The sequence below is a fragment of the Profundibacterium mesophilum KAUST100406-0324 genome (genome assembly GCF_009835145.1).
In the GTDB taxonomy this organism is placed as follows: Bacteria; Pseudomonadota; Alphaproteobacteria; order Rhodobacterales; family Rhodobacteraceae; genus Profundibacterium; species Profundibacterium mesophilum.
In genome coordinates this window covers 46,478-69,404 of record NZ_APKE01000011.1, presented here as the reverse complement: position 1 = coordinate 69,404, position 22,927 = coordinate 46,478, and the positions used below count along the sequence as shown (strand labels likewise).

20 protein-coding genes are annotated in these 22,927 nt (G+C 68.3%); 15 read left to right on the top strand and 5 right to left on the bottom strand.

Translation table 11 applies throughout. The features are described 5' to 3' along the window. Positions 1-47: 47 nt before the first annotated feature. The 4 genes from PMES_RS04425 to PMES_RS04410 are packed head-to-tail and all read right to left on the bottom strand — an operon-like array spanning position 48 to position 3,177. Positions 48-764 (bottom strand): FkbM family methyltransferase, encoded by a 717-nt coding sequence (locus PMES_RS04425; protein ID WP_159964309.1) that lies wholly within the window; start codon positions 762-764, stop codon positions 48-50. Next, entirely contained in the window at positions 757-1,452 is a 696-nt protein-coding gene (locus tag PMES_RS04420; RefSeq protein ID WP_159964308.1) for a class I SAM-dependent methyltransferase, read from the bottom strand. The genes PMES_RS04425 and PMES_RS04420 overlap by 8 nt, the downstream gene beginning before the upstream one ends. Beyond that, complete coding sequence (locus PMES_RS04415; protein WP_236549694.1) at positions 1,452-2,423, bottom strand: GT-B fold glycosyltransferase domain-containing protein; 972 nt, start codon at positions 2,421-2,423, stop codon at positions 1,452-1,454. Before PMES_RS04415 ends, PMES_RS04420 begins: the two co-directional genes overlap by 1 nt. After that, complete coding sequence (locus PMES_RS04410; RefSeq protein WP_159964307.1) at positions 2,368-3,177, bottom strand: hypothetical protein; 810 nt, start codon at positions 3,175-3,177, stop codon at positions 2,368-2,370. The genes PMES_RS04415 and PMES_RS04410 overlap by 56 nt, the downstream gene beginning before the upstream one ends. A 266-nt stretch (positions 3,178-3,443) precedes the next feature. Here PMES_RS04410 and PMES_RS04405 point away from each other — a divergent pair, with 266 nt between their 5' ends. The 15 genes from PMES_RS04405 to PMES_RS16835 all read left to right on the top strand — a co-directional run bounded on the left by PMES_RS04405 (position 3,444) and on the right by PMES_RS16835 (position 22,329). Further along, the gene (locus PMES_RS04405; RefSeq protein ID WP_236549693.1) at positions 3,444-5,348 is read left to right on the top strand and encodes a glycosyltransferase family 2 protein; all 1,905 of its coding nucleotides are present in this window, start codon (positions 3,444-3,446) and stop codon (positions 5,346-5,348) included. Next, positions 5,345-6,430: a glycosyltransferase family 2 protein gene (locus tag PMES_RS04400; RefSeq protein ID WP_159964306.1), complete on the top strand. Its 1,086-nt coding sequence runs from the start codon at positions 5,345-5,347 to the stop codon at positions 6,428-6,430. The genes PMES_RS04405 and PMES_RS04400 overlap by 4 nt, the downstream gene beginning before the upstream one ends. A gap of 106 nt (positions 6,431-6,536) precedes the next feature. After that, positions 6,537-7,448: an AAA family ATPase gene (locus PMES_RS04395; RefSeq protein WP_159964305.1), complete on the top strand. Its 912-nt coding sequence runs from the start codon at positions 6,537-6,539 to the stop codon at positions 7,446-7,448. Between the two features lie 31 nt (positions 7,449-7,479). Then, positions 7,480-8,730, top strand: coding sequence for a vWA domain-containing protein (locus PMES_RS04390; RefSeq protein ID WP_159964326.1), 1,251 nt, complete (start codon positions 7,480-7,482; stop codon positions 8,728-8,730). Between the two features lie 60 nt (positions 8,731-8,790). After that, a complete protein-coding gene (locus PMES_RS04385) occupies positions 8,791-11,091 on the top strand; it encodes an OmpA family protein (protein WP_159964304.1) in 2,301 nt (766 codons plus the stop codon). A gap of 167 nt (positions 11,092-11,258) precedes the next feature. After that, a complete protein-coding gene (locus PMES_RS04380; RefSeq protein WP_159964303.1) occupies positions 11,259-12,230 on the top strand; it encodes an XdhC family protein in 972 nt (323 codons plus the stop codon). Then, complete coding sequence (locus tag PMES_RS04375; protein WP_159964302.1) at positions 12,230-13,237, top strand: molybdopterin-binding protein; 1,008 nt, start codon at positions 12,230-12,232, stop codon at positions 13,235-13,237. The genes PMES_RS04380 and PMES_RS04375 overlap by 1 nt, the downstream gene beginning before the upstream one ends. 116 nt (positions 13,238-13,353) lie before the next feature. Next, positions 13,354-13,839, top strand: coding sequence for a (2Fe-2S)-binding protein (locus PMES_RS04370; protein ID WP_159964301.1), 486 nt, complete (start codon positions 13,354-13,356; stop codon positions 13,837-13,839). 115 nt (positions 13,840-13,954) lie between these two features. Next, positions 13,955-16,378 (top strand): xanthine dehydrogenase family protein molybdopterin-binding subunit, encoded by a 2,424-nt coding sequence (locus PMES_RS04365; RefSeq protein ID WP_159964300.1) that lies wholly within the window; start codon positions 13,955-13,957, stop codon positions 16,376-16,378. Positions 16,379-16,451: 73 nt separating this feature from the next. Then, complete coding sequence (locus PMES_RS04360; protein ID WP_159964325.1) at positions 16,452-17,240, top strand: FAD binding domain-containing protein; 789 nt, start codon at positions 16,452-16,454, stop codon at positions 17,238-17,240. Positions 17,241-17,485: 245 nt separating this feature from the next. Further along, the gene (locus tag PMES_RS04355; protein ID WP_159964299.1) at positions 17,486-18,046 is read left to right on the top strand and encodes a type 1 glutamine amidotransferase domain-containing protein; all 561 of its coding nucleotides are present in this window, start codon (positions 17,486-17,488) and stop codon (positions 18,044-18,046) included. Positions 18,047-18,142: 96 nt separating this feature from the next. Continuing rightward, entirely contained in the window at positions 18,143-18,652 is a 510-nt protein-coding gene (locus PMES_RS04350; protein WP_159964298.1) for a 2Fe-2S iron-sulfur cluster-binding protein, read from the top strand. Beyond that, positions 18,649-19,635, top strand: coding sequence for an FAD binding domain-containing protein (locus PMES_RS04345; RefSeq protein ID WP_159964297.1), 987 nt, complete (start codon positions 18,649-18,651; stop codon positions 19,633-19,635). The genes PMES_RS04350 and PMES_RS04345 overlap by 4 nt, the downstream gene beginning before the upstream one ends. Next, positions 19,632-21,830 carry a xanthine dehydrogenase family protein molybdopterin-binding subunit gene (locus PMES_RS04340; protein ID WP_159964296.1) on the top strand — a complete coding sequence of 733 codons (2,199 nt, stop codon included), beginning with the start codon at positions 19,632-19,634 and terminating at the stop codon, positions 21,828-21,830. The genes PMES_RS04345 and PMES_RS04340 overlap by 4 nt, the downstream gene beginning before the upstream one ends. Before the next feature lie 367 nt (positions 21,831-22,197). Next, the gene (locus tag PMES_RS16835; RefSeq protein ID WP_268892408.1) at positions 22,198-22,329 is read left to right on the top strand and encodes a hypothetical protein; all 132 of its coding nucleotides are present in this window, start codon (positions 22,198-22,200) and stop codon (positions 22,327-22,329) included. Between the two features lie 346 nt (positions 22,330-22,675). On the opposite strand, the gene PMES_RS04335 is transcribed toward PMES_RS16835, so the two are convergent. Continuing rightward, entirely contained in the window at positions 22,676-22,879 is a 204-nt protein-coding gene (locus PMES_RS04335) for a hypothetical protein (protein WP_159964295.1), read from the bottom strand. Positions 22,880-22,927 lie beyond the last annotated feature (48 nt).

Genomic DNA, 22,927 nt, shown 5'->3' with positions numbered 1-22,927 from the left:
TTTTGTGGCTCTGGCAAAGAGGGATCGCACAAGCGGCGGCCCTCCGCTCAGATCCAGTCGAGATTAACCTTGCGGCGGGGGTATTTCTCCTCGAGCCGCCGGCGCAGGGTCCGGAAACGCGGACGCAGATGCTTGAACTTGCGCTCGTGGGTCTCGGCGACGAGGCATCTGATCCGTTCAAGCTGTCCGCCATTGTCCAGCGCCTCGAGGATGTCGAGCTCGGCGCCTTCGATATCCATCTTCACGAAAGCGATCTCGCCGCGCTCGGCGATCAGCGTCTCGATCAGGGCGGGCGTGTCGGCAAGGCGCACCTCGATCCCGTTTTCGCGCGCGATCGCCCTGCCGCCCGGCATGATGGTCGACTTGACCGACGCGCCCTGGGGGTTGCTGTCGAAATTCTCGGCGCGGTTGAGGATCACCTGCCCCTCCTCGACGCCCAGCGCGGCATTGACGAGGGTGACATTCGCTTGTTCGGCGAAGCGCTGGGTGAGATGGGCGAAGGCGAAGGGGTCCGGCTCGAACGCGATGACCTCGGCGCCCGTGGCGGCGAGCTGCGCCGTCACCACGCCCATGTTGGCGCCGCAATCGAGCGCCAGGTCGCCGGGGCGCAGCATCGCGCAGATCCCTTCCAGGTACCCCTCAGCCGCCGCCTTCCGCAGGTTGCGGCGGGTGCGCCGGGCCGCGCGCTTGTCGGACTTGTCCTGCGCGCTGTCGCTCCCGGAGGCGGGCGCGCGCGGCGTGCCGGGGTATTCGGGATCAGGCATAATGGCTTTGCACCGGTAGTTGATAGGGCGGAGGATCGAACGGCTTGCGGCAGGCATAGAGCAGCATGTGCGGCCCCTGCAGGGCCATCTCGCCGCCGCGCGGGCGGCCGGTGGGGTCCGGTATGTCGATGATCCGCCGCGGCATCTTGCGGTTGACCACGGAGACCTCCAGCATCTCGCATCCGCGTGCATGATGCCAATAGCGCCAGGGCACGTCGGGCCCCGTCTGGAAGAAGCCATGGCCGAACCAGCCGTCGCAGGCGATGAAGGCCAGCATCAGCCCGCCGGGCCGCAGCATCGCGTGGCAGTTCTCGATCGCCTGGCCGATATGGAAGACATGCTCGGTGGTGCCGCCGTCGATCACGAGGTCGAACCGCTCGCGCAGCGCGGGCGGCACCGGCAGGTTGAGGTCGTGGATATGCGGTGCGCCTTCCTTGTCCGTGAAATCGACGGCCTCGAGCGCCGGATATCCAAGCTGCGCCAGGAGCGCCTCGCTGAAGCCGTCCGGCTGGGTGATCGCCCCGGCGCTCAGGTCGAAGCCATGGCCGCGCGCCGCACCGATGAACCGCTCGAGGCGCCGGCCCCCCATGTGAAGCTTCTGCCGGCCGAGGATGGCACCGTTGCGCAGGCCCTGCATCCGAGGCGCATGGCGCACAAGGAACATGCCCGGAACGAGACTGATACCCATCAGGCCGTCCCGTCCCGCACCGTGTCGGGGGCGCCTTCGCCCCCTTCGGGCACGAGGCGGCGCACGAAGGGCACGCCGATCTGATCCTGGAGCATGCCCCGCGCGATCTTGTGGAGCCCCACCTCGCGCAGGATCTGCAGCTTGCGGTAATGGACGGTGCTGATGCCCCGGTCCCGGGGAAACGGTTGGCCGCGCAGCTTGCCGCCGAGGATGTAATGCTGCTCTTCAGGCAGGACGTTCCAGCGCAGCCCGGCGCGCAGGATCGCGGCCGGCAGGCTCATCTGGTCGAGATAGGGGCGGCGATGCTCCAGCCTCTCGATCCGGTCGATCCGGCGGGCCGTGTCATACCAGATGTCACCGAAACGCCCCGCCGTGCCGCCCTTTTCGGGAAAGACCACCAGCCCCGCGCTGAAGTAAGGGGCGACGGGCTCGGCAGAGCGCCGCATCAGGTGCATCCGCTCTGGCGGCACCTTCATTCCGAGCGCGCCGTAGATCGGCTCCCATATCTCCTGCCCGGCCCATGTCATCGAGGCGGCCATCGAGCAGGAGACATGATCGGTACGGGCCAGCGTCCCGGGGCTGTTGTCCCGCAAGAACAGCACGTCGCTGTCGACGAAGGCGGAAAAGCGGCTGTCGCGCGGCTGCATGGCCGCGATGATCTTGTTGCCGTGCGGATAGGGGCTGTCCCACATGCCTTCGGTCACCATGGGGCGGATCTCGGCTCCCATCATCGCGTGCGCCTTCAGAACCGCCGGGTGCAGATCGTCCATCAGATGCGCCGGGCAGTAGCCGATCGCCGCGACCTGGCCGGGATCGAAATGGCTGCGGATGGAGGCCAGCAGGGTGCAGGCCAGGATCTCGTAATCCGGCGGCTCGACGATATAGGCGAAGGTCAGCTCTGGCCGCGCCATCCGCTCAGCCCAGCCCGCCGGCCGGGTCGATGCCCAGCTCGCGGCATTTGCGCCAGGCATAGGAGTTCTCGAGCGGCGGGTTCTTGCGCCAATAGGGGCGCGTGCCATTGGTGTAGAGATGCACCGAGAGGGTCTCATCGGTGATCCAGCCCTCCACCCGCCCATGCGGGTCATAGAAGATGTCGTTGAGCTGGAAAGGCACCGGGTAGAGCCGGTCGGAGGGCAGGGCCCGCGCGTAATCGCCCGTCTGCTGCGCGAACCAGGTGAAGGCCTGGGGTCCGAAGGCGGTCCGCTCGGCACGGTAGATGCGCACCGCATGCGGCAGATCATCCTTCTGCCGCTCGAGCTTCTTGCGCTGGTTCTTGTTGAACCAGGGCGGGGCGGGGGGCAGGTTGTCGTAGTAATCGAGAAGGCTGTCGATGAGCGCGCCCTCGCGCGGGATCGCCACCACCCCGCAATTGAGCGCGCCGCGCATCCCGTGCCCGGCATAGATATGGGTCATCTCGTCGGGGAAGGGACGGTGGCAAAAGGCGTCGCAGTCGATCCAGATCGCGCCCGTCGCCTTGATCATCTTGTAGCGAAAGACGTTAGACAGGAAGCTGGCGCTGGTCTCGGCCACGATCTGCATCGGGATGTCCATGATCTCGGAGGCCGGGCGCAGCTCGACCCCCTCGGGCGCATTCTGCACCCGGTCGGTGCAGTAGAGCGTGACCGGATGACCCTGCGCCACATGGCTCGAAAGGCAGAGCTGGTTGAGATACTGGAGGCGCTCGCCGATCCAGAGGGAGGCGACGGGACGCCGGTTCGCTTGCATTGTCGACGATCTCTGTAGGGCGGCACGGCGCCGCGGACATGGCTTGGGGCGAAGTGTGGCCCGGGGGGGATGGCCTGTCCATCGATGCGCGCCGGGCGCCGGGCCAAGCATCCGCGCTTGATGCACGAAGCCCACAAGCCCCGGCCCGATCGGGCCGCGAACGGCTTCGCACACTGGCGGCGGCGGCGGCCCCCGTGTCAGGCTCGCACCGAAGGCGCCGGGCGATGGCCGCGCGCGGATCGCAGCATGGAAGGGGACGCTCGAGGATGCAGCACGCGCGACCACAAGGCGCCGCGCCGCGCGGTGTGCCCCGGCCCGCCCGCAGCCGGCATGGCCGTGTCACCGCCGTGTCGATGATGAAGGACGAGGGGCCCTATCTGCTGGAATGGGTCGCCCATCACCTCGCGGTCGGCTTCACCGATCTGCTGGTCTACACGAATGACTGCACCGACGGCACCGACGAGATGCTGATCCGCCTCGAGGCGCTGGGCCTTGCCCATCACCGCCGCAACGTCATCCCGAAGGGGATCAAGCCGCAGCCATCGGCGATCCGCCACGCCCAGGAGGAGCCGCTCGTTGCCGAAAGCGACTGGGTGCTGGTGCTCGACGCCGATGAATTCGTCTGCATCCGCTACGCCGATGGCACGCTCGATCCGATGCTCGATGCCGTGGTTGCGGCAGGCGCCGGCGGAATCGTGATGACATGGCGGATCTTCGGCTCCGCCGGACGGCATGAATGGAGCCGCGATTTCGTCACCGAGCAATACCTGCGCGCCGCGCCGATGGACTGGAACAAGGGCTGGGGTGTGAAGACGCTCTTTCGCCATGACCCCGAGCGCTGGAAGCTCGGCATCCACCGGCCCAAGATGCGCAACAAGGTGCTCGATACCGACTACCCCGCAAGCGTGCACTGGCTGAACGGCTCGGGCCTGCCGATGGAGGAGTATTTCAAGTTCCGCGGCTGGCGCTCGATCCAGAGAACCGTCGGCTATGACTGGGTGCAGGTGAACCATTACGCGGTCAAGAGCATCGACGCCTATGCCATCCGCAAGCTGCGCGGCAACGTCAACGCCAAGAAGGACAAGTACAACGCCGACTACTGGGCGCTGCAGGACCGGAACGAGACGCAGGACATGACGATGCTGCGCTACGGCGCGGCGCGGCGGGCGATCTTCGAGGGGCTGCTGCGCGATCCGGTGCTGGGCGAGCTGCATCGCGGCGCAGTAGGCCGGATCGAGGCGCGGCTTGCCGAGCTGCGCCGGAGCGCGGGATATGCCGCCCTCGTCGCCGAGCTCAGCCAGGCCTCGCGCCTGCCGATCGCGGAGGCGGTCGCCACGCCGCCCAAGGCCCGCGATCCGGAACGGATCGCCGCGCTGATGTCCAGGGTGCGGGAGCGCGGCGCGGCCCGCCCTCCGGCGCCGCGCGGCCCGGAAGGCCCGCCTTCCTACAGATGCGCGTCCCCGCAAGAGGGGATGGACGCGCGGCTCGCCGGGACCGGGCATCCCACGCCGCCGCTGACATGGCACCATAACCACGGCGTCGCGTTGCCCGCCGATCCGGCCCGCTTCACACCCCCCGCCCTGGCACAGATCGCCCAGGGCAAATTCGAGCGCAACATCGCCCGCAACTTCCCCAAGCTGGTCCCCGCCGGCGGCACGTATCTCGAACTGGCCCCGGCCAGCGGGCTCGTCGCCTCGCTGCTGGCGCTCGGCCGGCCGGGGCCGGACGCGGCAGACGAAGCGGATGCGGCCGTTGCGGCGGGGCCCGCGCATATCGGCCTGTGCGGCATCGAGCCCGGGATGCGCGATTATCTCGAAATGCTCTGGAGCAAAAACGCCCTGCCATCGCCCCGATGGCCGGTGATCCACGAGATGCCGCCGGGCGGGCAGGGACCGGTGGACGCGCTGCGCGCCGCGCTGGGCGCGTGCCCCGCGCCGTCGCTGCTGGTGCTCGGGGCGCCGGCGCTTTGCCCCGATGCGCTCGGGCAGGTGCTGGGGGACGCCGCCCCGGCGGCGGTGGCGCTTGCCGGCCCGCTCTGGGAGGGGTGCGCGTCCCGGCAGGCCCGCTTCGAGCAGGTATTCGCGGCCACCGGCCTGCGCAGGCGCCTCCCGATCGACCCGGCCCTCGCGGCGGTCTATGACCGCGGCATCAGGGGAGGGCAAAAGACATGAACGCGCCGCGCATCCTCGCCATCTGCACGATGCGCAACGAGGGCCCGCACCTGCTCGAATGGATCGCCCATCACCGGGCCGCCGGGATCACCGACCTGCTGGTCTTCAGCAATGACTGCTCCGACGGGACGGACGCGCTTCTGGATCTCCTGCAGGCCGCAGGCGTCCTGAGCCATGTCAGGAATGTCGTGCCCGAGGGACGCACCGCGCAATGGTCCGCCCTCAGGGCCGCGGCGGACCACCCGCTCACACGGGCGGCGGACTGGATCATGGTTCTCGACTGCGACGAGTTCGTGGCCCTGCGCGCGCCCCTGAAGGGGATCGGGGAGCTGATCGCGGCGGCAAACGGCGCCGATGCGATCGTCATCGGCTGGCGCCTCTTCGGCCATGGCGGTCACGCGCTGCGCCCGGAACTGCCGACGCTCGCGGCATATACGCGCGCCATCAGGCCCGGCGCGCTCTACCCGGCGCTTGCGGGCTTTTTCAAGACGCTCTACCGGCGCGAAGCCTTCGCGCGGCCCGGCGTGCACAGGCCGCGTCAACGCGCGGGCACCGCGCCGGTTTTCGTGGACGGTGCCGCCCGCCCGTTGCCCGGCCTCGCCCATGATCCCGGACGCATCCTGCTTTGGGACCGCCCGGGCGGCGACGCGCTGGTGGCGCTGCATCACTACTCCTTGCGCTCGGCCGAGGATTTCATGCTCAAGCGTGCGCGCGGCCTGCCGAACCGCACGGGCAAACGCGTCGATCTCACCTATTGGGCAGAGCGCAACTTCAACGAGGTCGAGGACCGTTCGATCGATGCGATGCGCCCGGCGGGCGATGCCGCACGCGCCGCGCTGCTGGAACTTCCGGGCATCCGCGCGGCGCAGGAGGAGGCACGGCGCCGCGCCTCCCGCGCCTTCGCCGCGCAGCTGCGCGATCCGGCGGAGGCGCGCCTTTACGGCCGGTTGCTGCTTTGCGCGGGAAGCCAGTCGCCTCCTCCGGAGCTTGGCCGCCGCCTCGTGGCGCTGTGGAGCGATGCGGCCCGCGCCGGTGCGGCGCCCGCGGGCGATTTGCCGCAAGAGCCGCCCGAAGGAGCCTGATACCCGGCGGGCCGGGCGCGGCCACCGCGACCAAAGGCCCATGCTGGGCGACTTGACCGCGGCCCGGCCAGATGCAGCTATGGTGACAATCGCGAGGAGGATGCCGATGGCCGATATTCCGGGGTCGATCGACGCCGTGCAACAGATGTTGTCGAAGCAGGATTACGTCTGCGGCAGGGGGTTGGCGACGGTGGTCTTCCTGTCGCTCAAGCTTGGCAGGCCGCTCTTTCTGGAGGGTGAGGCGGGCACCGGCAAGACCGAGATCGCCAAGGCGATCGCCAGGGGGCTGGGGCGGCGGTTGATCCGGTTGCAGTGCTACGAGGGGCTCGATGCCTCCTCCGCCGTCTATGAATGGAACTTCGCCGAACAGATGATCGCGATCCGCACCGCCGAAGCCGCCGGCGGCACCGACCGGGCCGCGCTCAAGACCGAGCTTTTCTCCGAGGAGTTCCTGATTGCGCGCCCTCTGCTCGAGGCGATGCGTCCGCAGCCGGGCGGGGCGCCGGTGCTGCTGATCGACGAGCTGGACCGCACCGACGAGCCCTTCGAGGCGTTCCTGCTGGAGGCCCTGTCGGATTTCGCCGTCACCATTCCCGAGATCGGGACGGTCAGCGCGCCGCAGGCCCCGATCGTCGTGCTGACCTCGAACCGCACCCGCGAGGTGCATGACGCGCTCAAGCGCCGCTGTCTCTATCACTGGGTCGACTATCCCGATTTCGACCGCGAGATCGAGATCCTGGAGGCCCGCGCGCCCGAGGCCTCCGGGCGGCTGACCCGCGAGGTCGTGGCCTTCGTGCAGAAGCTTCGCGGCGAGGATCTCTTCAAGAAGCCTGGCGTCGCGGAGACCATCGACTGGGCGAAATGCCTGCTGGCGCTCGATGTGATCGAGATCAGCCCGCAGGTGATCGCCGACACCCTTGGCGCCATTCTCAAGTATCAGGACGACATCCAGAAACTTCAGGGCTCGGAGGCGGCGCGCCTGCTGAACGAGCTGCGTGCCGAGCTTGGGCCGGCATGAGCGCGGCGCGGACCGGGGCGCGGGCCGGGAAATGGTGAACCTGGCGCAGCTCGATCTGCCCGAGGCGCCGAAGCTGACCCGCAACATCCTGTGGTTCGCGCGGGCATTGCGCCGCGCCGGCCTGCCGATCGGGACCGGACGGGCGCTCGACGCGGTGTGCGCCGTCGAGGCGGCAGGCTTCACCGACCGGACGGATTTCTACCACGTGATGCAGGCCTGCTTCGTCTCACGTCCCGAGCAGCGCGCGGTCTTCGACCAGGTCTTCCGCCTCTTCTGGCGCGATCCGCGCTATCTCGAGCAGATGATGTCGCTGCTTGTGCCCTCGGTGCGCGGCGTGCAGGAGGAGCGCAAAGCGCGCGCCGCCGAGAAACGCGCAGCGCAGGCCCTTCTGGACGGAAGCGTGCCAAAGATGCCGCCCCCCGAGCCGCAGGGGCAGGAGACCGTTCTCGAGATCGACGCGGCGCGCACGACCAGTGCCACCGAGCGGCTGCGCAGCCTCGATTTCGAGCAGATGTCCACCGAGGAGATGGCGCAGGCACGCCGGATGATCGCCAGGCTGAGCCTGCCCGTGCCACCGCTGCTCTCGCGCCGCACGGCGCCGGACATGCGCGGCGCCATGCCCGACTGGCGCATGACCATGCGCGCCGCGATGCGGCGGGGCGGCGACATGCGCGAGATGGCCATGCGCAGCCGCCGTCAGCGATGGCCGAGCCTCGTCGCGCTTTGCGACATCTCGGGATCGATGTCGCATTACTCGCGCTTCGTGCTGCACTTTCTCCATACCGTCTCGAACGAGAAGGGCGCGGGCTGGGCGCGGGTGCATTCCTTCACCTTCGGCACAAGGCTCACCAACATCACCCGGCACCTGGCGCGCCGCGATGTCGACGCGGCCCTCGCGGCGGCGGGCGCCGAGGCGCAGGACTGGGAGGGGGGCACCCGGATCGGCGCCTGCCTTTCGCAATTCAACCGCGACTGGTCGCGCCGGGTGATGGGGCAGGGGGCGATCGTGCTTCTCGTCACCGACGGGCTGGAGCGGGACGATCCGGCGCGCCTCGCCGCCGCGATGGAGCGCTTGCACCTGTCGGCACGGCGGGTGATCTGGCTCAATCCCCTGCTGCGTTTCGACGGCTTCCTGCCGCGTGCGCGCGGCATCGCCGCGATGCTCCCCCATGTCGACAGTTTCCGCGCCGGACACAACATCGCCTCCCTCGAAGCGCTCGGTCACGCGCTCTCCCGCGAGGGGGATATGGGAGAGAAGCCGCGCATGATGTCGGCCTTGTGAGGGAACAATGCCGGCAAGGGCGGGGTTCTCGTGCAAACGCATTATCAGTGAGGACATCACATGCGACAGAATCTCAAGATGAGCACGGCCCTGGTTGCCGTCCTCTCGCTCGTCGCCCCTTCGGGTGTCAGTGCACAGGAAGCTGCCGAAGGCGGTAACGATACCACGCTGACCTGCATGCCGGGTTTCGAGGCTCTTTGTGCCGATCTCGAAGCGCTTGAATCCGAGAAGCAGCAGATTGAGACTGCATCGCAGACCGCCGGCGAGGATGCCGCTGCCGGTGCGATGGAAGACGTCGATGCGCGCATCGAGGAAATCCGTGCCCAGATCGAGGAAGCCCAGGCCGAAGCCGGGATAACCGATGGGTCGGAGAATGGCGGTGCCATCGAAGCCCAACCCGCCACGCCCGCAGGCGAGACCACCGCGATCCAGGCACGTCCCGCGAACGCCGCCGAGGGCGACAATGACGAGGACGACGATCGCACCGAGACCGGTGGCACGCCCCCCGCGGAAATGGGTGCCAATACCGGCGCCTCCGGCGGCAGCTCCGACCAGTCGAATGCTGGCGTAGAGGCCAATGGCGATGTTTCCGGTGAAAACGCCGATAGCGGCATGCAAGGTGCTTCTGACGGCGGCGACATGGGTGCGGCCAACGGCCAGGCCGGTGCCGACGCCGGTGCGCAGGCCGAGCCTGCTGGCACGAATGGCGGCGCGATCGAAGCGCAGCCCGCCTCTCCGGCAGGCGAGACCATCGCCACCGAAGCGCAGCCCGCGACGCCGCAGACCGGCGCCAACGCCGATGCAGGCGCAAGCTCCGACATGGATGCAGGCACGGGCGCCGATACGGATACCGGCTCCGACATGAATGCCGGTGCCAGTGCGGGCGCGCAGGCCGATCCCGCCAGCACGGATGGCGGCGCGATCGAGGCGCAGCCGGTCTCCCCGGCCGGTGACACCATCGCCACCGAAGCCCAGCCCACCACGTCCCAGTCCGGCGCAAGCGCCGATACCGACAGCAATGCCGATACGGGCACCGACATGGACGCCGGTGCCGATGCCGATGCCGATGCCGATGCTGGTGCCGATACCGATGCCGATGCTGGTGGTGATACGAATGCCGGCACGAACGCTGATGCGCAGACCGGTGCGGCCAGTCAGGATGGCTCGGACGCCATGCAGGCGGACACCAATACCAACACCGATACCGCGGCTGGTGCAGCGGCGCCCGAGGCAGGCGACAAACCCGCGCAAGCGTCGAGCGGCAATGCCGATAACGGCGAGCAGGCACCTGTTGCCGCCCTCGCCGCGGGCAATGCAGAAGGCGGCGCCGAGCCGACCGTCGAGCGGCAGACCGTGACCGAGGAGAACTCGCGCTCCAGCGCCGAGGACTTCGACACGAAAATCGCCCAAGAGGCGGCTCCCGCCGGCGAGAGCGCCGAGCAAACGGCGAATGCCAATGACGATGACGGGCTGAGCACGCTCGAGAAGGCCCTTCTGGCCGGTGCCGGCGCAATCGCCGTGGGCTCGCTCCTGAGCGGCAACCGCGAGGTCGTGGCACGTTCCGATGACCGCGTGGTCGTCAGCCGCGATGACGGCAGCTTCCAGCTGATCAAGGACGACGACACGCTGCTGCGCCGTCCCGGCTCCGAGGTCGAGACCCAGACCTTCTCCGACGGCTCGACCCGCACGGTCGTCACCCGCGAGGATGGCAGCCAGATCATCACCGTTCGCGACCCCGAGCTGCGCGTTCTGCGCCGTGTTCGTGTCGGAACCGATGGCAGCGAGACGGTGCTGATCGATGACACTCTGCGTGCCGAGCCGGTCGACGTCTCGCGTCTTCCCGAGCCGCGCAGCATGCAGCCCGTCAGCATCGAGGTGACCGACCGCGATGCGCTGCGTGCCGCCCTCGAGCAGCAGGGCGCGATGGAGCGGACCTTCTCGCTCGCACAGGTTCGCAATATCAGCGAGGTGCGTACCCTCGCTCCCGCGGTCGACCTGAGCAACATCACCTTCGCCTCCGGCTCGGCGGCCATCCCGCCGGCACAGGCCGAGGAACTGGTCGAGATCGGTGACTACATCCGCGGCCTGGTCGAGCAGAACCCCTCCGAGGTGGTGCTGATCGAAGGGCACACGGATGCCGTGGGCGATGGGGCTTACAACCTCGCTTTGTCGGACCGCCGGGCAGAATCGGTGGCGCTCGCGCTGACCGAGTATTTCGACGTGCCGCCGGAGAACCTCGTCGTGCAGGGTTATGGCGAGCAGTTCCTCAAGGTCGAGACCTCGACCGCCGAGCAGGCGAACCGCCGCGCCACCGTGCGCCGGATCACGCCGCTGCTGCGCGAGGTTGCCTCGGCCAACTGATCGGGCCGGGTGGCCGGGACGTGTCACGGCGACACGTTCGGCCCGAAGACAGACAGCAGCGCCGCCCGCATCCCTCGATGCGGGCGGCGTTTTCACATCGCGCATTGCGGCGCGGCATGGCCTCTGTCACCACTGCGGCGGCAGGGCGCGGGACGGGTGGAGCAAACATGCAGGATTTCGACGACATTCCCGGACAGGCACTCGCATGGCACCGCGCTGGCATCGGCAGCGCGCTGGCGACGGTGATCGAGACCTGGGGATCGGCGCCCCGGCCAGTGGGCAGCCAGCTCGCGATCTCGGGACAGGGCGAGATCGCGGGATCGGTATCGGGGGGATGCGTCGAGGGCGCGGTCGTGGTCGAGGCGCTCGAGGCGCTCGAACAGGGCGGCGCGGCGCGCAGCCTCGAGTTCGGGGTGAGCGACGACGAGGCCTTCGCCGTCGGCCTGGCCTGCGGCGGCCGCATCAGGGTCCTGGTCGAGCCGGTCGGCGGCGCGCTTCCCGAGGCGCTTCTCGCCGATCTCGTCGACCGGCGCGCGGCCCGCATGGCGGCGGCCTATGTCGTCGACATCGAGAAGGGCACGCGGACCCTCGCGGCCCCGCCGCAATTTGCGGAGCGGTTCCGGCTGGACCGTTCGGGGTTCGAGGAAAACGGGCGGCGCTTCGTCGCGATCCATAATCCGCCGCTGCGCATGGCGGTGATCGGGGGGGTGCATATCGCCCAGCCGCTCACCGTGATGGCGCGTCTCGCCGGTTATGACGTGGCGCTGATCGACCCGCGGGAAAGCTTTGCCAGCGCCGCGCGCTTTCCCGGCGAGCGTCTCGTGCATGACTGGCCCGATGCGGCGCTGGAGGCGGAGGGGCTCGATGCGCGCTGCGCCGTCGTGACGTTGACCCATGATCCCAAGCTCGACGATCCCGCGCTGCGCGTGGCGCTGGCCTCGCCGGCCTTCTATATCGGGAGCCTTGGCTCGACTCGCACCCATGCCAAGCGCTGCGCGCGTCTTGCCGAGGCGGGGTTCGAGCCGGAGCAGATCGCGCGCATCCACGCCCCCGTCGGGCTCGATATCGGCTCACGGAGCCCCGCGGAAATCGCCATCGCGGTGATGGCGCAGATCACCCAGAGATTGCGGCAGGGCTGATGCGGTTCGGGGACGTTCCGCTCGCGCAGGCCGAGGGTGCCATCCTGGCCCATTCGCAGGCCGTCGGGGATGGGCAGTTGCGCAAGGGCATGGTGCTGGGCGCCGCCGAGATCGAGGCCCTGCGCGATGCCGGCCATGACCGTGTCACGGTGGCCAGGCTCGATCCGGCGGATTGCGATGAGAACGCGGCGGCGCGGCTCCTGGGCGCGGCGATCACCGGGGCGCGGGATTGCGGCTTGCGCGCGGGGGCGGCCGGAACGGGGCGGGTGAACATCTACGCCACCGGGCCGGGGGTTCTGTCGCTTGACGTGGAGCGGATCGAGGCGGCCAACAGGATCAATCCGATGATCACCCTCGCGACCCTGCCGCCCCATTCCCCGTTATCAGAGGGGCGCATGGTCGCCACGGTCAAGATCATCAGCTATGGCGTCGCCCTGGACGATGCGCGGCGTGCGGCGGCGCTTCTTGAAGGGGCCTTGCTGCGCGCGGCGCCGCGTCTGCGCCGCGCCGGGCTGATCGTGACCGAGATGCGGCCCGGCGCCGAGCCCTCCCGCCTGACCGTGAAGGGACGCGCGGCGGTGGAGGCGCGCCTGTCGGCCCTCGGCGTCGCATTGACCGAATGCCGGCTGACCGCCCATGCGAGCGCCCCGATCGCGCGGGCCCTGTCGGACATGGGAGGCGAGCTGGCCCTGATCCTGACCGCCTCGGCCACGTCCGATCCCGCCGATGTTGCACCCGAAGCCGTTCGCCTGGCCGGGGGTCGCGTCGACCGGTTCGGAATGCCCGTCGATCCGGGCAATCTGCTCTTTCTCGGCGAGCAGGGGGGACGGCCGGTGATCGGCTTGCCGGGTTGCGTGCGCGCGCCCACCCTCAACGGTGCCGACTGGGTGCTCGAGCGGATCGTGTGCGGCATCGAGGTGGGCGATGCGCAGATCGCGCAGATGGGTGTCGGCGGCCTTCTCAAGGAGGGGCCGCAGCGGCCCCATCCACGCGAGCGGCGCACCTAGCGGCGCAGGACCCTGCGCGCGATGCCGGCGCTTTGCAACTCCGACGAAAGGGTGGTTCTCAGCCGCGTGCCTTCGTGCTTAGGTGGTGGCGACGGGAGAAGCCTTGGGAGGATGACATGGCGATGATTTCGATGACGGTGAATGGGAAGACGCATTCCGCCGAGGCCGAGGGGCGCACCCTGCTGGTGGAATTCCTGCGCGAGAAGCTGCACCTGACCGGCACGCATGTGGGCTGCGATACCAGCCAGTGCGGCGCCTGCACCGTTCACGTGAACGGGCAGAACGTGAAGGCCTGCACCATGTTCGCGGCCGAGGCCGACGGCGCCGAGGTCACCACGATCGAGGGCATGGCCAACGGGGATGGCTCGCTCAACGTGATGCAGCAGGCCTTCCAGGATCATCACGGGCTGCAATGCGGCTTCTGCACCCCCGGGATGGTGATGTCGGCGACCAAGCTGCTGGAGGAGAATCCCAAGCCCAGCGAGCAGGAGATCCGCGACTACCTCCAGGGCAATATCTGCCGCTGCACGGGCTATCACAACATCATCAAGGCGATCCTCGCGGCCAGTGGCCAGGACATGCCGGCCGTCGCCGCCGAATAGGGCGGCGCGCGACGTTCCAAATGACGGGCCGAATGACGGGCTTCAGGACGCGGCCCGGACGAATGGCGCACCGCCCGCGCGGCGGGCAAGGTGCGGAAACTGGGAGGAGAGGACCATGCCGAAAGACGGCGGAATTGGCGCCAGCAGCAAGCGGCGCGAGGACGTGCGTTTCCTGACCGGAGACGGACGATATACCGATGATATCAACCTGGCCGGCCAGGCGCATGTGCATTTCCTGCGCTCGGACGTGGCGCATGGGCGCATCACCTCGATCGACACGAGCGAGGCGGAGGCGATGCCCGGCGTGGTGCGGATCTTCACCGGCGCGGATTTCGAGGCGATCGGCGGCATTCCCTGCGGCTGGCAGATCACCAGCCGCGACGGCAACGTGATGCAGGAGCCCAAGCACCCGGTGCTGGCGCATGGCAAGGTTCGCCATGTGGGCGATCCGATCTGCGCCGTGGTGGCCGAAACGCTCGGGCAGGCGCGCGACGCGGCCGAGGCGATCATGGTCGAGATCGACGAGCTTCCGGCGGTGATCGACATGAAGAAGGCGCTTTCGGGCGATGCGCCCAAGGTGCATGACGACCTGGAAAACAACCTCTGCTATGACTGGGGCTTCGTCGAGGAGAACCGCGAGGCGGTCGACAAGGCGATCTCGGAGGCGGCGCATGTCACCACGCTCGAGCTTGTGAACAACCGCCTCGTGGCCAACCCGATGGAGCCGCGCGTGGCGGTCGGCGACTGGGCCAAGTCGACGGGCGATTACACACTCTATACCACCTCGCAGAACCCGCATGTGATCCGTCTTCTGATGGGCGCCTTCGTGCTTGGCATCCCCGAGCACAAGCTGCGCGTCGTGGCCCCCGACGTAGGCGGCGGCTTCGGCACCAAGATCTTCCACTATGCCGAGGAGGCCTTCTGCACCTTCGCGGCGAAGGCTTGCCGGCGGCCGGTGAAATGGACCTCCACGCGCTCGGAAGCCTTCATGTCGGACGCGCATGGCCGCGACCACGTCACCAAGATCGAACTGGCGCTTGATGCCGAGAACAACTTCACCGCGCTGCGCACCCTGACCCATGCCAACATGGGCGCGTATCTGTCGACCTTCGCGCCCTCGGTGCCCACATGGCTGCACGGCACGCTGATGGCGGGCAATTACAAGACGCCGCTGATCTATGTGAACGTGAAGGCGGTCTTCACCAACACCGTGCCGGTCGATGCCTATCGCGGCGCGGGGCGTCCCGAGGCGACCTACCAGCTCGAGCGCGTCATCGACAAGGCGGCGCGTGAGCTTGGCGTCGATCCGGTCACGCTGCGCCGGCAGAACTTCATCACCGAGTTCCCCTATGCCACCCCGGTGGCGGTCGAATACGACACGGGCGACTACAACGCGACGATGGACAAGCTCGAGGAGATCGGCGATTTCGCAGGCTTCGAGGGGCGGGCCGAGGAATCGAAGCGCCGCGGCAAGCTGCGCGGTCTCGGGATCAACAGCTATATCGAGGCCTGCGGCATTGCGCCCAGCAACCTCGTGGGGCAGCTCGGCGCGCGCGCGGGGCTCTACGAGAGCGCCACGGTGCGGGTCAATGCTACCGGCGGGCTCGTGGTGATGACCGGCAGCCACAGCCACGGCCAAGGGCATGAGACGAGCTTTCCGCAGGTGATCTCCGAGATGATCGGCATCCCCGAGGACATGGTCGAGATCGTCCATGGTGACACCGCGACCGCACCCATGGGCATGGGCACATACGGCTCGCGCTCGCTCGCGGTGGGCGGATCGGCGATGGTGCGCGCGACCGAGAAGATCATCAACAAGGCCAAGAAGATCGCGGCCCACCTGATGGAGGCATCCGAGGAGGATATCGAGCTCAAGGACGGGCAGTTCTCGGTCGCGGGCACCGACAAGTCGGTGGCCTGGGGCGACGTGACCCTGGCGGCCTACGTGCCGCACAACTACCCGCTCGAGGATATCGAGCCCGGCCTCGAGGAGACGGCCTTCTACGATCCGGCGAACTTCACCTATCCCTCGGGCGCCTATGCCTGCGAGGTCGAGCTCGACCCCGAAACGGGCGTCGTGACGATCGAGCGCTTCGCGGCGGCCGATGATTTCGGCAACGTGGTGAACCCGATGATCGTCGAGGGGCAGGTGCATGGCGGGATCGCGCAAGGGATCGGACAGGCGCTGCTGGAGAACTGCGCCTATGACGAGAACGGGCAGCTCGTCTCCGCCACCTACATGGACTACGCGATGCCGCGCGCCGACAACGTGCCGTTCATGACCGTCGACCATTCGTGCCAGACACCCTGCACGCATAACCCGCTGGGGGTGAAGGGCTGCGGCGAGGCCGGGGCGATCGCCTCGCCTCCCACGGTGGTCAACGCGGTGATCGACGCGCTCCATCGCGGCGGGCATACCGGCATCGCGCATATCGACATGCCGCTGACGCCGCAGCGTGTCTGGGCCGCGATGCAGGGCGGCAGCCCCGAGCAGGGCGAGGGTCACGGCTCGGCCGGCGCGCGGCAGCTCGGGGCCTGAACGGGAAACGCGACAGTCGGGACCGGCTCCAGGAGCGGTCGGTCCCGTGAGCAAACGCAAGGAACATCGCGACATGTATGATTTCGAACTCACCCGTCCCGGCACGCTCGACGAGGCGCTTGCGGCCCTGCGCGCCGAGGATGCGCAGCCGCTTTCCGGCGGGCAGACCCTGATCCCGACGCTCAAGCAGCGCTTGGCGATGCCCTCCGTCCTGGTCAGCCTGACCGGCATCGAGGAGCTGCGCGGCATCACCCGCGAGGATGGCGCGCTCCGGATCGGCGGCGGCACCACACATGGCCAGATCGCCCGCGAGACCGCCGACAGCTTTCCGGGCCTGTCGCATCTCGCCGGAAAGATCGGCGATCCGGCGGTGCGCAATCGCGGCACGATCGGCGGCAGCCTCGCCAACAACGACCCCTCCGCCTGCTATCCCGCCGCGATGATGGCGACTGGCGGCACGGTGATCACCAACAACCGCGAGATCGCGGCCGACGACTACTTCCAGGGCATGTTCACGACCGCGCTCGAGGAGGACGAGATCGTCACCGGGGTCCGCATCCCGGTGCCGCAATCCTCGAACTACCAGAAGTTCGAGCAGCCGGCATCGCGCTTCCCGCTCGTCGGGGTCTTCGTCGCGCGCTTCGACGGCCGGGTCGGGGTGGGCGTCACCGGCGCCTCGGAGGGGGGCGTTTTCCGCTGGCGCGAAGCCGAGGAGGCGCTGGGCTCCGATTTCACGCCGGAGGCGCTGAAGGACATGAGCCATCCGGCCGATGGCATGATCTCCGATCTGCACGGAACGGCCGAATACCGTGCGCATCTGATCGCCGTCATGACCCGCCGGGCCGTGGCCGCCGCGACGTAGATCAAGACGCCGCGTTCGCGGACCGGGGGAAGGGGGGCCTTGCAGGTCCCCCTTCTTGTCATGCCGGATCGCTGGCGCCGGAGGGGTGGCCGCCGCGGGCTTCGCCGCTCGCGCGAGGCGGGGTGTGCCGCCGTTTGCGCGGGAAAAGGAACCATCGGCGGGACAGACCGTTTCGATCCCGACAGTTCCTAAGTTTTCAGGCTTAGCCAGTGCTGCTTCTTGCAACGCGTAAAGAGGAATTTTCCATGACAGATATCAAGACCGCAAAAATCGCGATCCTCGCCACCGATGGCTATGAGAAAGCCGAGCTCTTCGAGCCGAAGCGCCAGCTCGAGGCCGCCGGGGCGACCGTTACGATCGTCGCGCCGAAAGGTGGCGAGATCAAGAGCTGGGACAAGGATCACTGGGACGAGGCGATGCCCGTCGACAAGACGCTCGACGCGGTCAGCGTCGAGGAGTTCGACGCCCTGGTCCTGCCCGGCGGGCAGATCAACCCCGACGTGCTGCGCGCCGACAAGACGGCGGTGAATTTCGTTCGCGACTTCTATCACAGCGGCAAGGTGCTGGCCGCGATCTGCCACGCACCCTGGCTTTTGATCGAGGCGGGGATCGTGAAGGGGCGCAATGTGACTTCCTTCAACTCGATCCGCACCGATGTCGAGAATGCGGGCGGCCTTTGGGAAGACAGCGAGGTCGTCACCGACAAGGGGCTCGTCACCTCGCGCAACCCGGGCGATCTCGACGCGTTCTGCGCCAAGATCATCGAGGAGATCAAGGAAGGCCGCCACGAACGCCGTGCGGCCTGAACCCGCGTCCCGGACGGACCGGGACCGGATGCGGGGCGCCACCGTCGCGGCGCCCCGCGCAATTTCGTGCCGACAGAAAATATCGAAAGGGTCCAGATGGATACCACGCTCAAAATCAATGGTGAGGAGCGCGTGCTCCAGGCCGATCCCCGCACCTCGCTTCTTGATGCGCTGCGCCACCATCTAGGGCTGACCGGCTCCAAGAAGGGGTGCGATCACGGTCAGTGCGGGGCTTGCACGGTCATCGTCAACGGCCGCCGGATCAACTCCTGCCTGACGCTCGCCTGCATGCATGACGGCGACGAGATCACCACCGTCGAAGGGCTCGGCACGCCGGAAGCCCTCTCGCCGATGCAGCAGGCCTTCGTGACCCATGACGGATACCAGTGCGGCTACTGCACGCCGGGACAGATCTGCTCGGCGACCGCGATGCTCGAGGAGGTCGCGCAAGGCTGGCCGAGCCATGCCAGCGCCGATCTGAGCGGCGGCATGGAGCTGACGGATGCGGAAATCTCGGAGCGGATGAGCGGCAACCTGTGCCGCTGCGCCGCCTATCCCAACATCGTCGACGCGATCCGCGACGCGGCGGGAAAGGGTGAGCGATGAAACCGTTCGAATATCTCCGGGCCGCCGATCGCGGCACGGCCCGCCGCGACGCCGCCATGCCCGCCGCCGCCTATATCGCGGGCGGCACGAACCTTCTGGACCTGATGAAGCTCGAGGTGATGCAGCCCGAGCGTCTCGTCGACATCAACCGTCTCGACATGAAGTCCGTCGAGACCACCGGGGAGGGGGGGCTGCGCATCGGCGCGCTCGTCACCAACAGCGATCTGGCGGCGCATGAGACGGTGATCGCGGATTATCCCCTGCTCTCGCGTGCGCTTCTCGCGGGGGCCAGCGGACAGCTGCGCAACAAGGCCACGACGGGTGGCAACCTGCTGCAGCGCACGCGGTGCTATTACTTCTACGACACGGCGATGGCGTGCAACAAGCGCGATCCCGGTAGCGGATGCGCCGCGATCGGCGGCGCGACGCGTCTGCACGCCATTCTCGGCGCGAGCGCGCAATGCATCGCCACCCATCCCAGCGACATGGCCGTGGCCATGCTCGCCCTCGATGCCGAGGTGGAGATCGAGGAGGAGAGCGGCGAGACGCGCCGGATCCCCCTTCGCGAGTTCCATACCCTGCCCGGCGACACCCCCCATATCGAGACGGTTCTGCCGCAGGGCGCGCTGATCACGGCGGTGCATCTGCCGGCGCCGGCGGGCGGCACGCAGATCTATCGCAAGGTGCGTGATCGCGCCTCCTATGCCTTCGCGCTCGTCTCGATCGCGGCGCGGGTCACGCTCGAGGATGGCAAAATCGCGCAGGTGGCCCTGGCATTCGGCGGAGTGGCGCACAAGCCATGGCGCGATCCCGAGGTGGAGAAGGCCTTGATCGGCAAGGCCCCCTCACGCGCGCTGTTCGATACCGCCGCCGATATCCTGCTGGCCGATGCGCGCGGGCAGGGCGACAATGATTTCAAGATACCTCTGGTCCGCCGCACCCTCAGGGCGGTCCTGACCGAAGCCACGGGAGGCGCAGGATGACCGCGCATATGAAGATGGACAGCCCCGACGAGCGCAATCGCCTCGATCACATGGCGCAAGGCTCCGTGGGCGCGCCGCTCGACCGTCCCGAAGGCAAGCTGAAGGTCAGCGGCCGCGCGACCTATGCCAACGAAGACCACCCTGAGGGCACGCTGCACGGCGTGCTGGTGCGCGCGCCCGTAGGGGCCGGCAAGGTCCGCGACGTCGGGCGTGCGGACGTGATGGCCCTCGAGGGCGTCAGGGCCGTGATCACCGACCCGCGCCTGCTGCGCAATCCCGCCCAGGGCACGGCCGACGCGGCCCCGATCCAGGGATGCGATGAGATCGCCTATCTCGGGCAGCCCGTCGCCCTCGTCGTCGCCGAGAGCTTCGAGCAGGCCCGCCACGGCGCGCAGGCGCTGCGCCTGACCATCGACGGAGGCGCCGCCGCGATCGATCCCGAGGCCGACGATGCCGAGATCGAACGGCCCGAGAAGAAGCAGAGCAGCCAGGGCGATCTCGACAGCGCGATGTCGCAAGCCGCCTACACGGTCGATCAGACCTATCACACCGCGCCCAACAGCAGCGCCGCGATGGAGCCGCATGCCTCCGTGGCCCGCTGGGACGGCGACATGCTGGAGCTGCGCGGCAGCTACCAGATGCTCAACTACAACATCAACGAGCTGGCCGATTCGCTGGGCATCGATGCCGAGCAGATCCATCTTCTCTCCCCTTATGTCGGCGGCGGCTTCGGCTCCAAGCTCGGGATTGCCCCGGAGGCGGTCGCGGCGGCGATCGCGGCCAAGGAACTTGGCGTGCCGGTCTCGGTCGCCATGACGCGTCAGCAGGTCTTCGAGGCGACGATGCGGCGGTCCGAGACGCGCCAGCGTGTCCGCCTTGCGGCCGATGCCGAGGGCAAGCTGACGGGGATCGGCCACGAGGCGCGTGTTTCGCAGCTTCCGGGCGAGAGCTTCTCGGAGCCGGTGACGCAGGCCACGCCCTTCCTCTATGCGGGCGCCCACAGGGTGATCGGACATGAGATCGCGCGGGTGAACCGGACCTGCGCGGGATCGGTGCGTGCGCCCGGCGAGGCGGTCGGCCTGGCCGTCCTGGAGGTCGCGATGGACGAGCTTTCCGAGGCGGCGGGCATCGATCCGGTGGAGCTGCGCCTGCGCAACATCCCCGAGCGCGACCCCACCAAGGACATCCCGTTCTCCTCGCATGTCCTGGCGCAAGCCCTCACCGAAGGGGCCGAGCGTTTCGGCTGGTCCGAGCGCTCGAAGCGGCCGGGCACGGTGCGCGAGGGGGAATGGATGATCGGGATGGGCATGGCCTCGGCCGTGCGCAGCAACATCATGCAGGAAGCCGCGGCGCGCGTGACCTTGCAGCCCGGTGGCCGCGCCGTGGTCGAGACGGACATGACCGACATCGGCACGGGCACCTACGCGGTCCTGACGCAGATCGCCTCCGAGATGCTCGGCCTTCCCATGGACCGGGTAGAGACGCGGCTTGGGGACAGTGCCTTCCCGCGCGGCTCCGGCTCCGGCGGCTCGTGGGGGGCGGGGTCGAACGGCACCTCGGTCTTTCTCGCCTGCGAGGAGCTGCGCCGGCAGATCGCCGGGCGGATCGGCTGCGACGAGGCGGAGATGACGCTCAAGGATGGCACCGTCACCGCCGGGAATGTCCGCCGTGACCTCTCCGAGCTTCTGGATACGCCGCTCAGCGCGGTGGGGCAGGGGGAGCCTGGTGACACCTACAAGAGCCATCGCCAGGCCACCTATGGGTCCTATTTCGCAGAAGTCGCGGTCAATTCGGTGACCGGCGAGACGCGGGTGCGCCGGATGCTCGGCGTCTTCGGCGCCGGACGGATCCTCAATCCGAAGACGGCACGCTCGCAATGTATCGGCGGGATGACCTTCGGCATCGGCATCGCCCTGACGGAGGAGATCGTGCACGACATGCGCGATGGCCATGTCGTCAACCGCGACCTTGCCGAGTACCACCTGCCGGTGAACGCCGACGTGCCGCAGATCGACGTGATGCTGCTCGACGAGCGCGATCCCTACTCGAACCCGCTTCAGGCCAAGGGCATCGGCGAGCTTGGCATCTGCGGCGCGGCGGGCGCGATCGGAAACGCGATATACAACGCCTGCGGTGTCAGGGTGCGCAGCTTCCCGATGACCCTCGATACGATCCTCGAAGGGCTCGGCGACTGAAACGGATGTCCCGCCCCGGTGGGGCGGGACATGTCACGGGCGGGTGGCGTTTGCGCCCTTTGCCCCGATGCGAATACGCGCGCTCCCCCGCGCGGCGACGGGTACGATGCCTCCGGTCGCGGATCTGCGCATCAAACTGTGAGCGATGTCCGGTCGTGCCAAAGGCCGCGCATCGGCGCCAATGGTCGGCGCTCCGGAAAACGTGGCCAAGACAGCTACACTGATCGCGCTGCTGCGCCGCGTGCCGACAGCCAAGATCGAGGGGATGCCGCCCCTCGCCCCCCAAGCCGCGGGGCTAGAGGCGTCGCTCGGCAATTTTTCGGCCTTCCGACCGGAGGAATCGTGGCCGATGCCGGGATAATCCTCTATGGCACTGGCGGGCCATGCGTTGATGGGCATGGCCGCGAACGTCGTGCGCGGGACGGCTGTGCCAGCGGTGCCGGCCTGCATCGGGGGCTACACGGCCCGGACCATCGCCGCCTTCGCCATGATCGTGTAATTGCGCGGTCGAACCGAGATCGCGAACCTGGCGAAGGCTCGGCCAGAACCGGCCTGTCCTTCTCGCCGAGCCGAGAACCGCTTTCCTGGCATTCGACGGCACTCCATCCTTCTGTGCCTCTCCCAAGGTCGCGGTCTTCCTCGTCGATCAATGGCCGACTGGTCCCGAACGACATTGTCAAACGCGATGCTGCCGCCGGGGTTCTGTTTGCGTGCCCCGAGGCGGATGGCCCTTGGCAAGGGTCAGGGCGTTCCCGCCGCGACACCCCGATGGGCGCAATCATGGATCATGCGCGGCCGGATGGCCCTGATCGAACACCCGGCCGCGGCATTGCCCTGGCGCAAGCTCAGTGCAGCAAGGGGTTGGGTTCCGCGCAAGCGGTCGACACCGTCACCGACGCCCGGGTCGCGGCGCCCTGTGCAAGGGCGATGATATTCCGCTCGGCAACGCGCCTCGTCTTCCATATCTGGAGCGCGGTATCGTCGAGGCGATGCTCCCACGCCAAGGTTTCGAGGTCGTCGAGAACGGAAAAGAGCCAATCGATATCCATGGGGCAACTCCTGCGCGTTGGCGGGCCGATGCCAGGGGATCGGGCCGC

What these genes read in the sequence shown, in the direction of transcription:
- PMES_RS04425 (WP_159964309.1), bottom strand. Translation starts at nt 764, where the DNA reads ATGCCTGATCCCGAATACCCCGGCACGCCGCGCGCGCCCGCCTCCGGG.
- PMES_RS04420 (WP_159964308.1), bottom strand. Translation starts at nt 1,452, where the DNA reads ATGGGTATCAGTCTCGTTCCGGGCATGTTCCTTGTGCGCCATGCGCCT.
- PMES_RS04415 (WP_236549694.1), bottom strand. Translation starts at nt 2,423, where the DNA reads ATGCCTGGCGCAAATGCCGCGAGCTGGGCATCGACCCGGCCGGCGGGC.
- PMES_RS04410 (WP_159964307.1), bottom strand. Translation starts at nt 3,177, where the DNA reads ATGCAAGCGAACCGGCGTCCCGTCGCCTCCCTCTGGATCGGCGAGCGC.
- PMES_RS04405 (WP_236549693.1), top strand. Translation starts at nt 3,444, where the DNA reads ATGCAGCACGCGCGACCACAAGGCGCCGCGCCGCGCGGTGTGCCCCGG.
- PMES_RS04400 (WP_159964306.1), top strand. Translation starts at nt 5,345, where the DNA reads ATGAACGCGCCGCGCATCCTCGCCATCTGCACGATGCGCAACGAGGGC.
- PMES_RS04395 (WP_159964305.1), top strand. Translation starts at nt 6,537, where the DNA reads ATGGCCGATATTCCGGGGTCGATCGACGCCGTGCAACAGATGTTGTCG.
- PMES_RS04390 (WP_159964326.1), top strand. Translation starts at nt 7,480, where the DNA reads ATGGTGAACCTGGCGCAGCTCGATCTGCCCGAGGCGCCGAAGCTGACC.
- PMES_RS04385 (WP_159964304.1), top strand. Translation starts at nt 8,791, where the DNA reads ATGCGACAGAATCTCAAGATGAGCACGGCCCTGGTTGCCGTCCTCTCG.
- PMES_RS04380 (WP_159964303.1), top strand. Translation starts at nt 11,259, where the DNA reads ATGCAGGATTTCGACGACATTCCCGGACAGGCACTCGCATGGCACCGC.
- PMES_RS04375 (WP_159964302.1), top strand. Translation starts at nt 12,230, where the DNA reads ATGCGGTTCGGGGACGTTCCGCTCGCGCAGGCCGAGGGTGCCATCCTG.
- PMES_RS04370 (WP_159964301.1), top strand. Translation starts at nt 13,354, where the DNA reads ATGGCGATGATTTCGATGACGGTGAATGGGAAGACGCATTCCGCCGAG.
- PMES_RS04365 (WP_159964300.1), top strand. Translation starts at nt 13,955, where the DNA reads ATGCCGAAAGACGGCGGAATTGGCGCCAGCAGCAAGCGGCGCGAGGAC.
- PMES_RS04360 (WP_159964325.1), top strand. Translation starts at nt 16,452, where the DNA reads ATGTATGATTTCGAACTCACCCGTCCCGGCACGCTCGACGAGGCGCTT.
- PMES_RS04355 (WP_159964299.1), top strand. Translation starts at nt 17,486, where the DNA reads ATGACAGATATCAAGACCGCAAAAATCGCGATCCTCGCCACCGATGGC.
- PMES_RS04350 (WP_159964298.1), top strand. Translation starts at nt 18,143, where the DNA reads ATGGATACCACGCTCAAAATCAATGGTGAGGAGCGCGTGCTCCAGGCC.
- PMES_RS04345 (WP_159964297.1), top strand. Translation starts at nt 18,649, where the DNA reads ATGAAACCGTTCGAATATCTCCGGGCCGCCGATCGCGGCACGGCCCGC.
- PMES_RS04340 (WP_159964296.1), top strand. Translation starts at nt 19,632, where the DNA reads ATGACCGCGCATATGAAGATGGACAGCCCCGACGAGCGCAATCGCCTC.
- PMES_RS16835 (WP_268892408.1), top strand. Translation starts at nt 22,198, where the DNA reads ATGGCACTGGCGGGCCATGCGTTGATGGGCATGGCCGCGAACGTCGTG.
- PMES_RS04335 (WP_159964295.1), bottom strand. Translation starts at nt 22,879, where the DNA reads ATGGATATCGATTGGCTCTTTTCCGTTCTCGACGACCTCGAAACCTTG.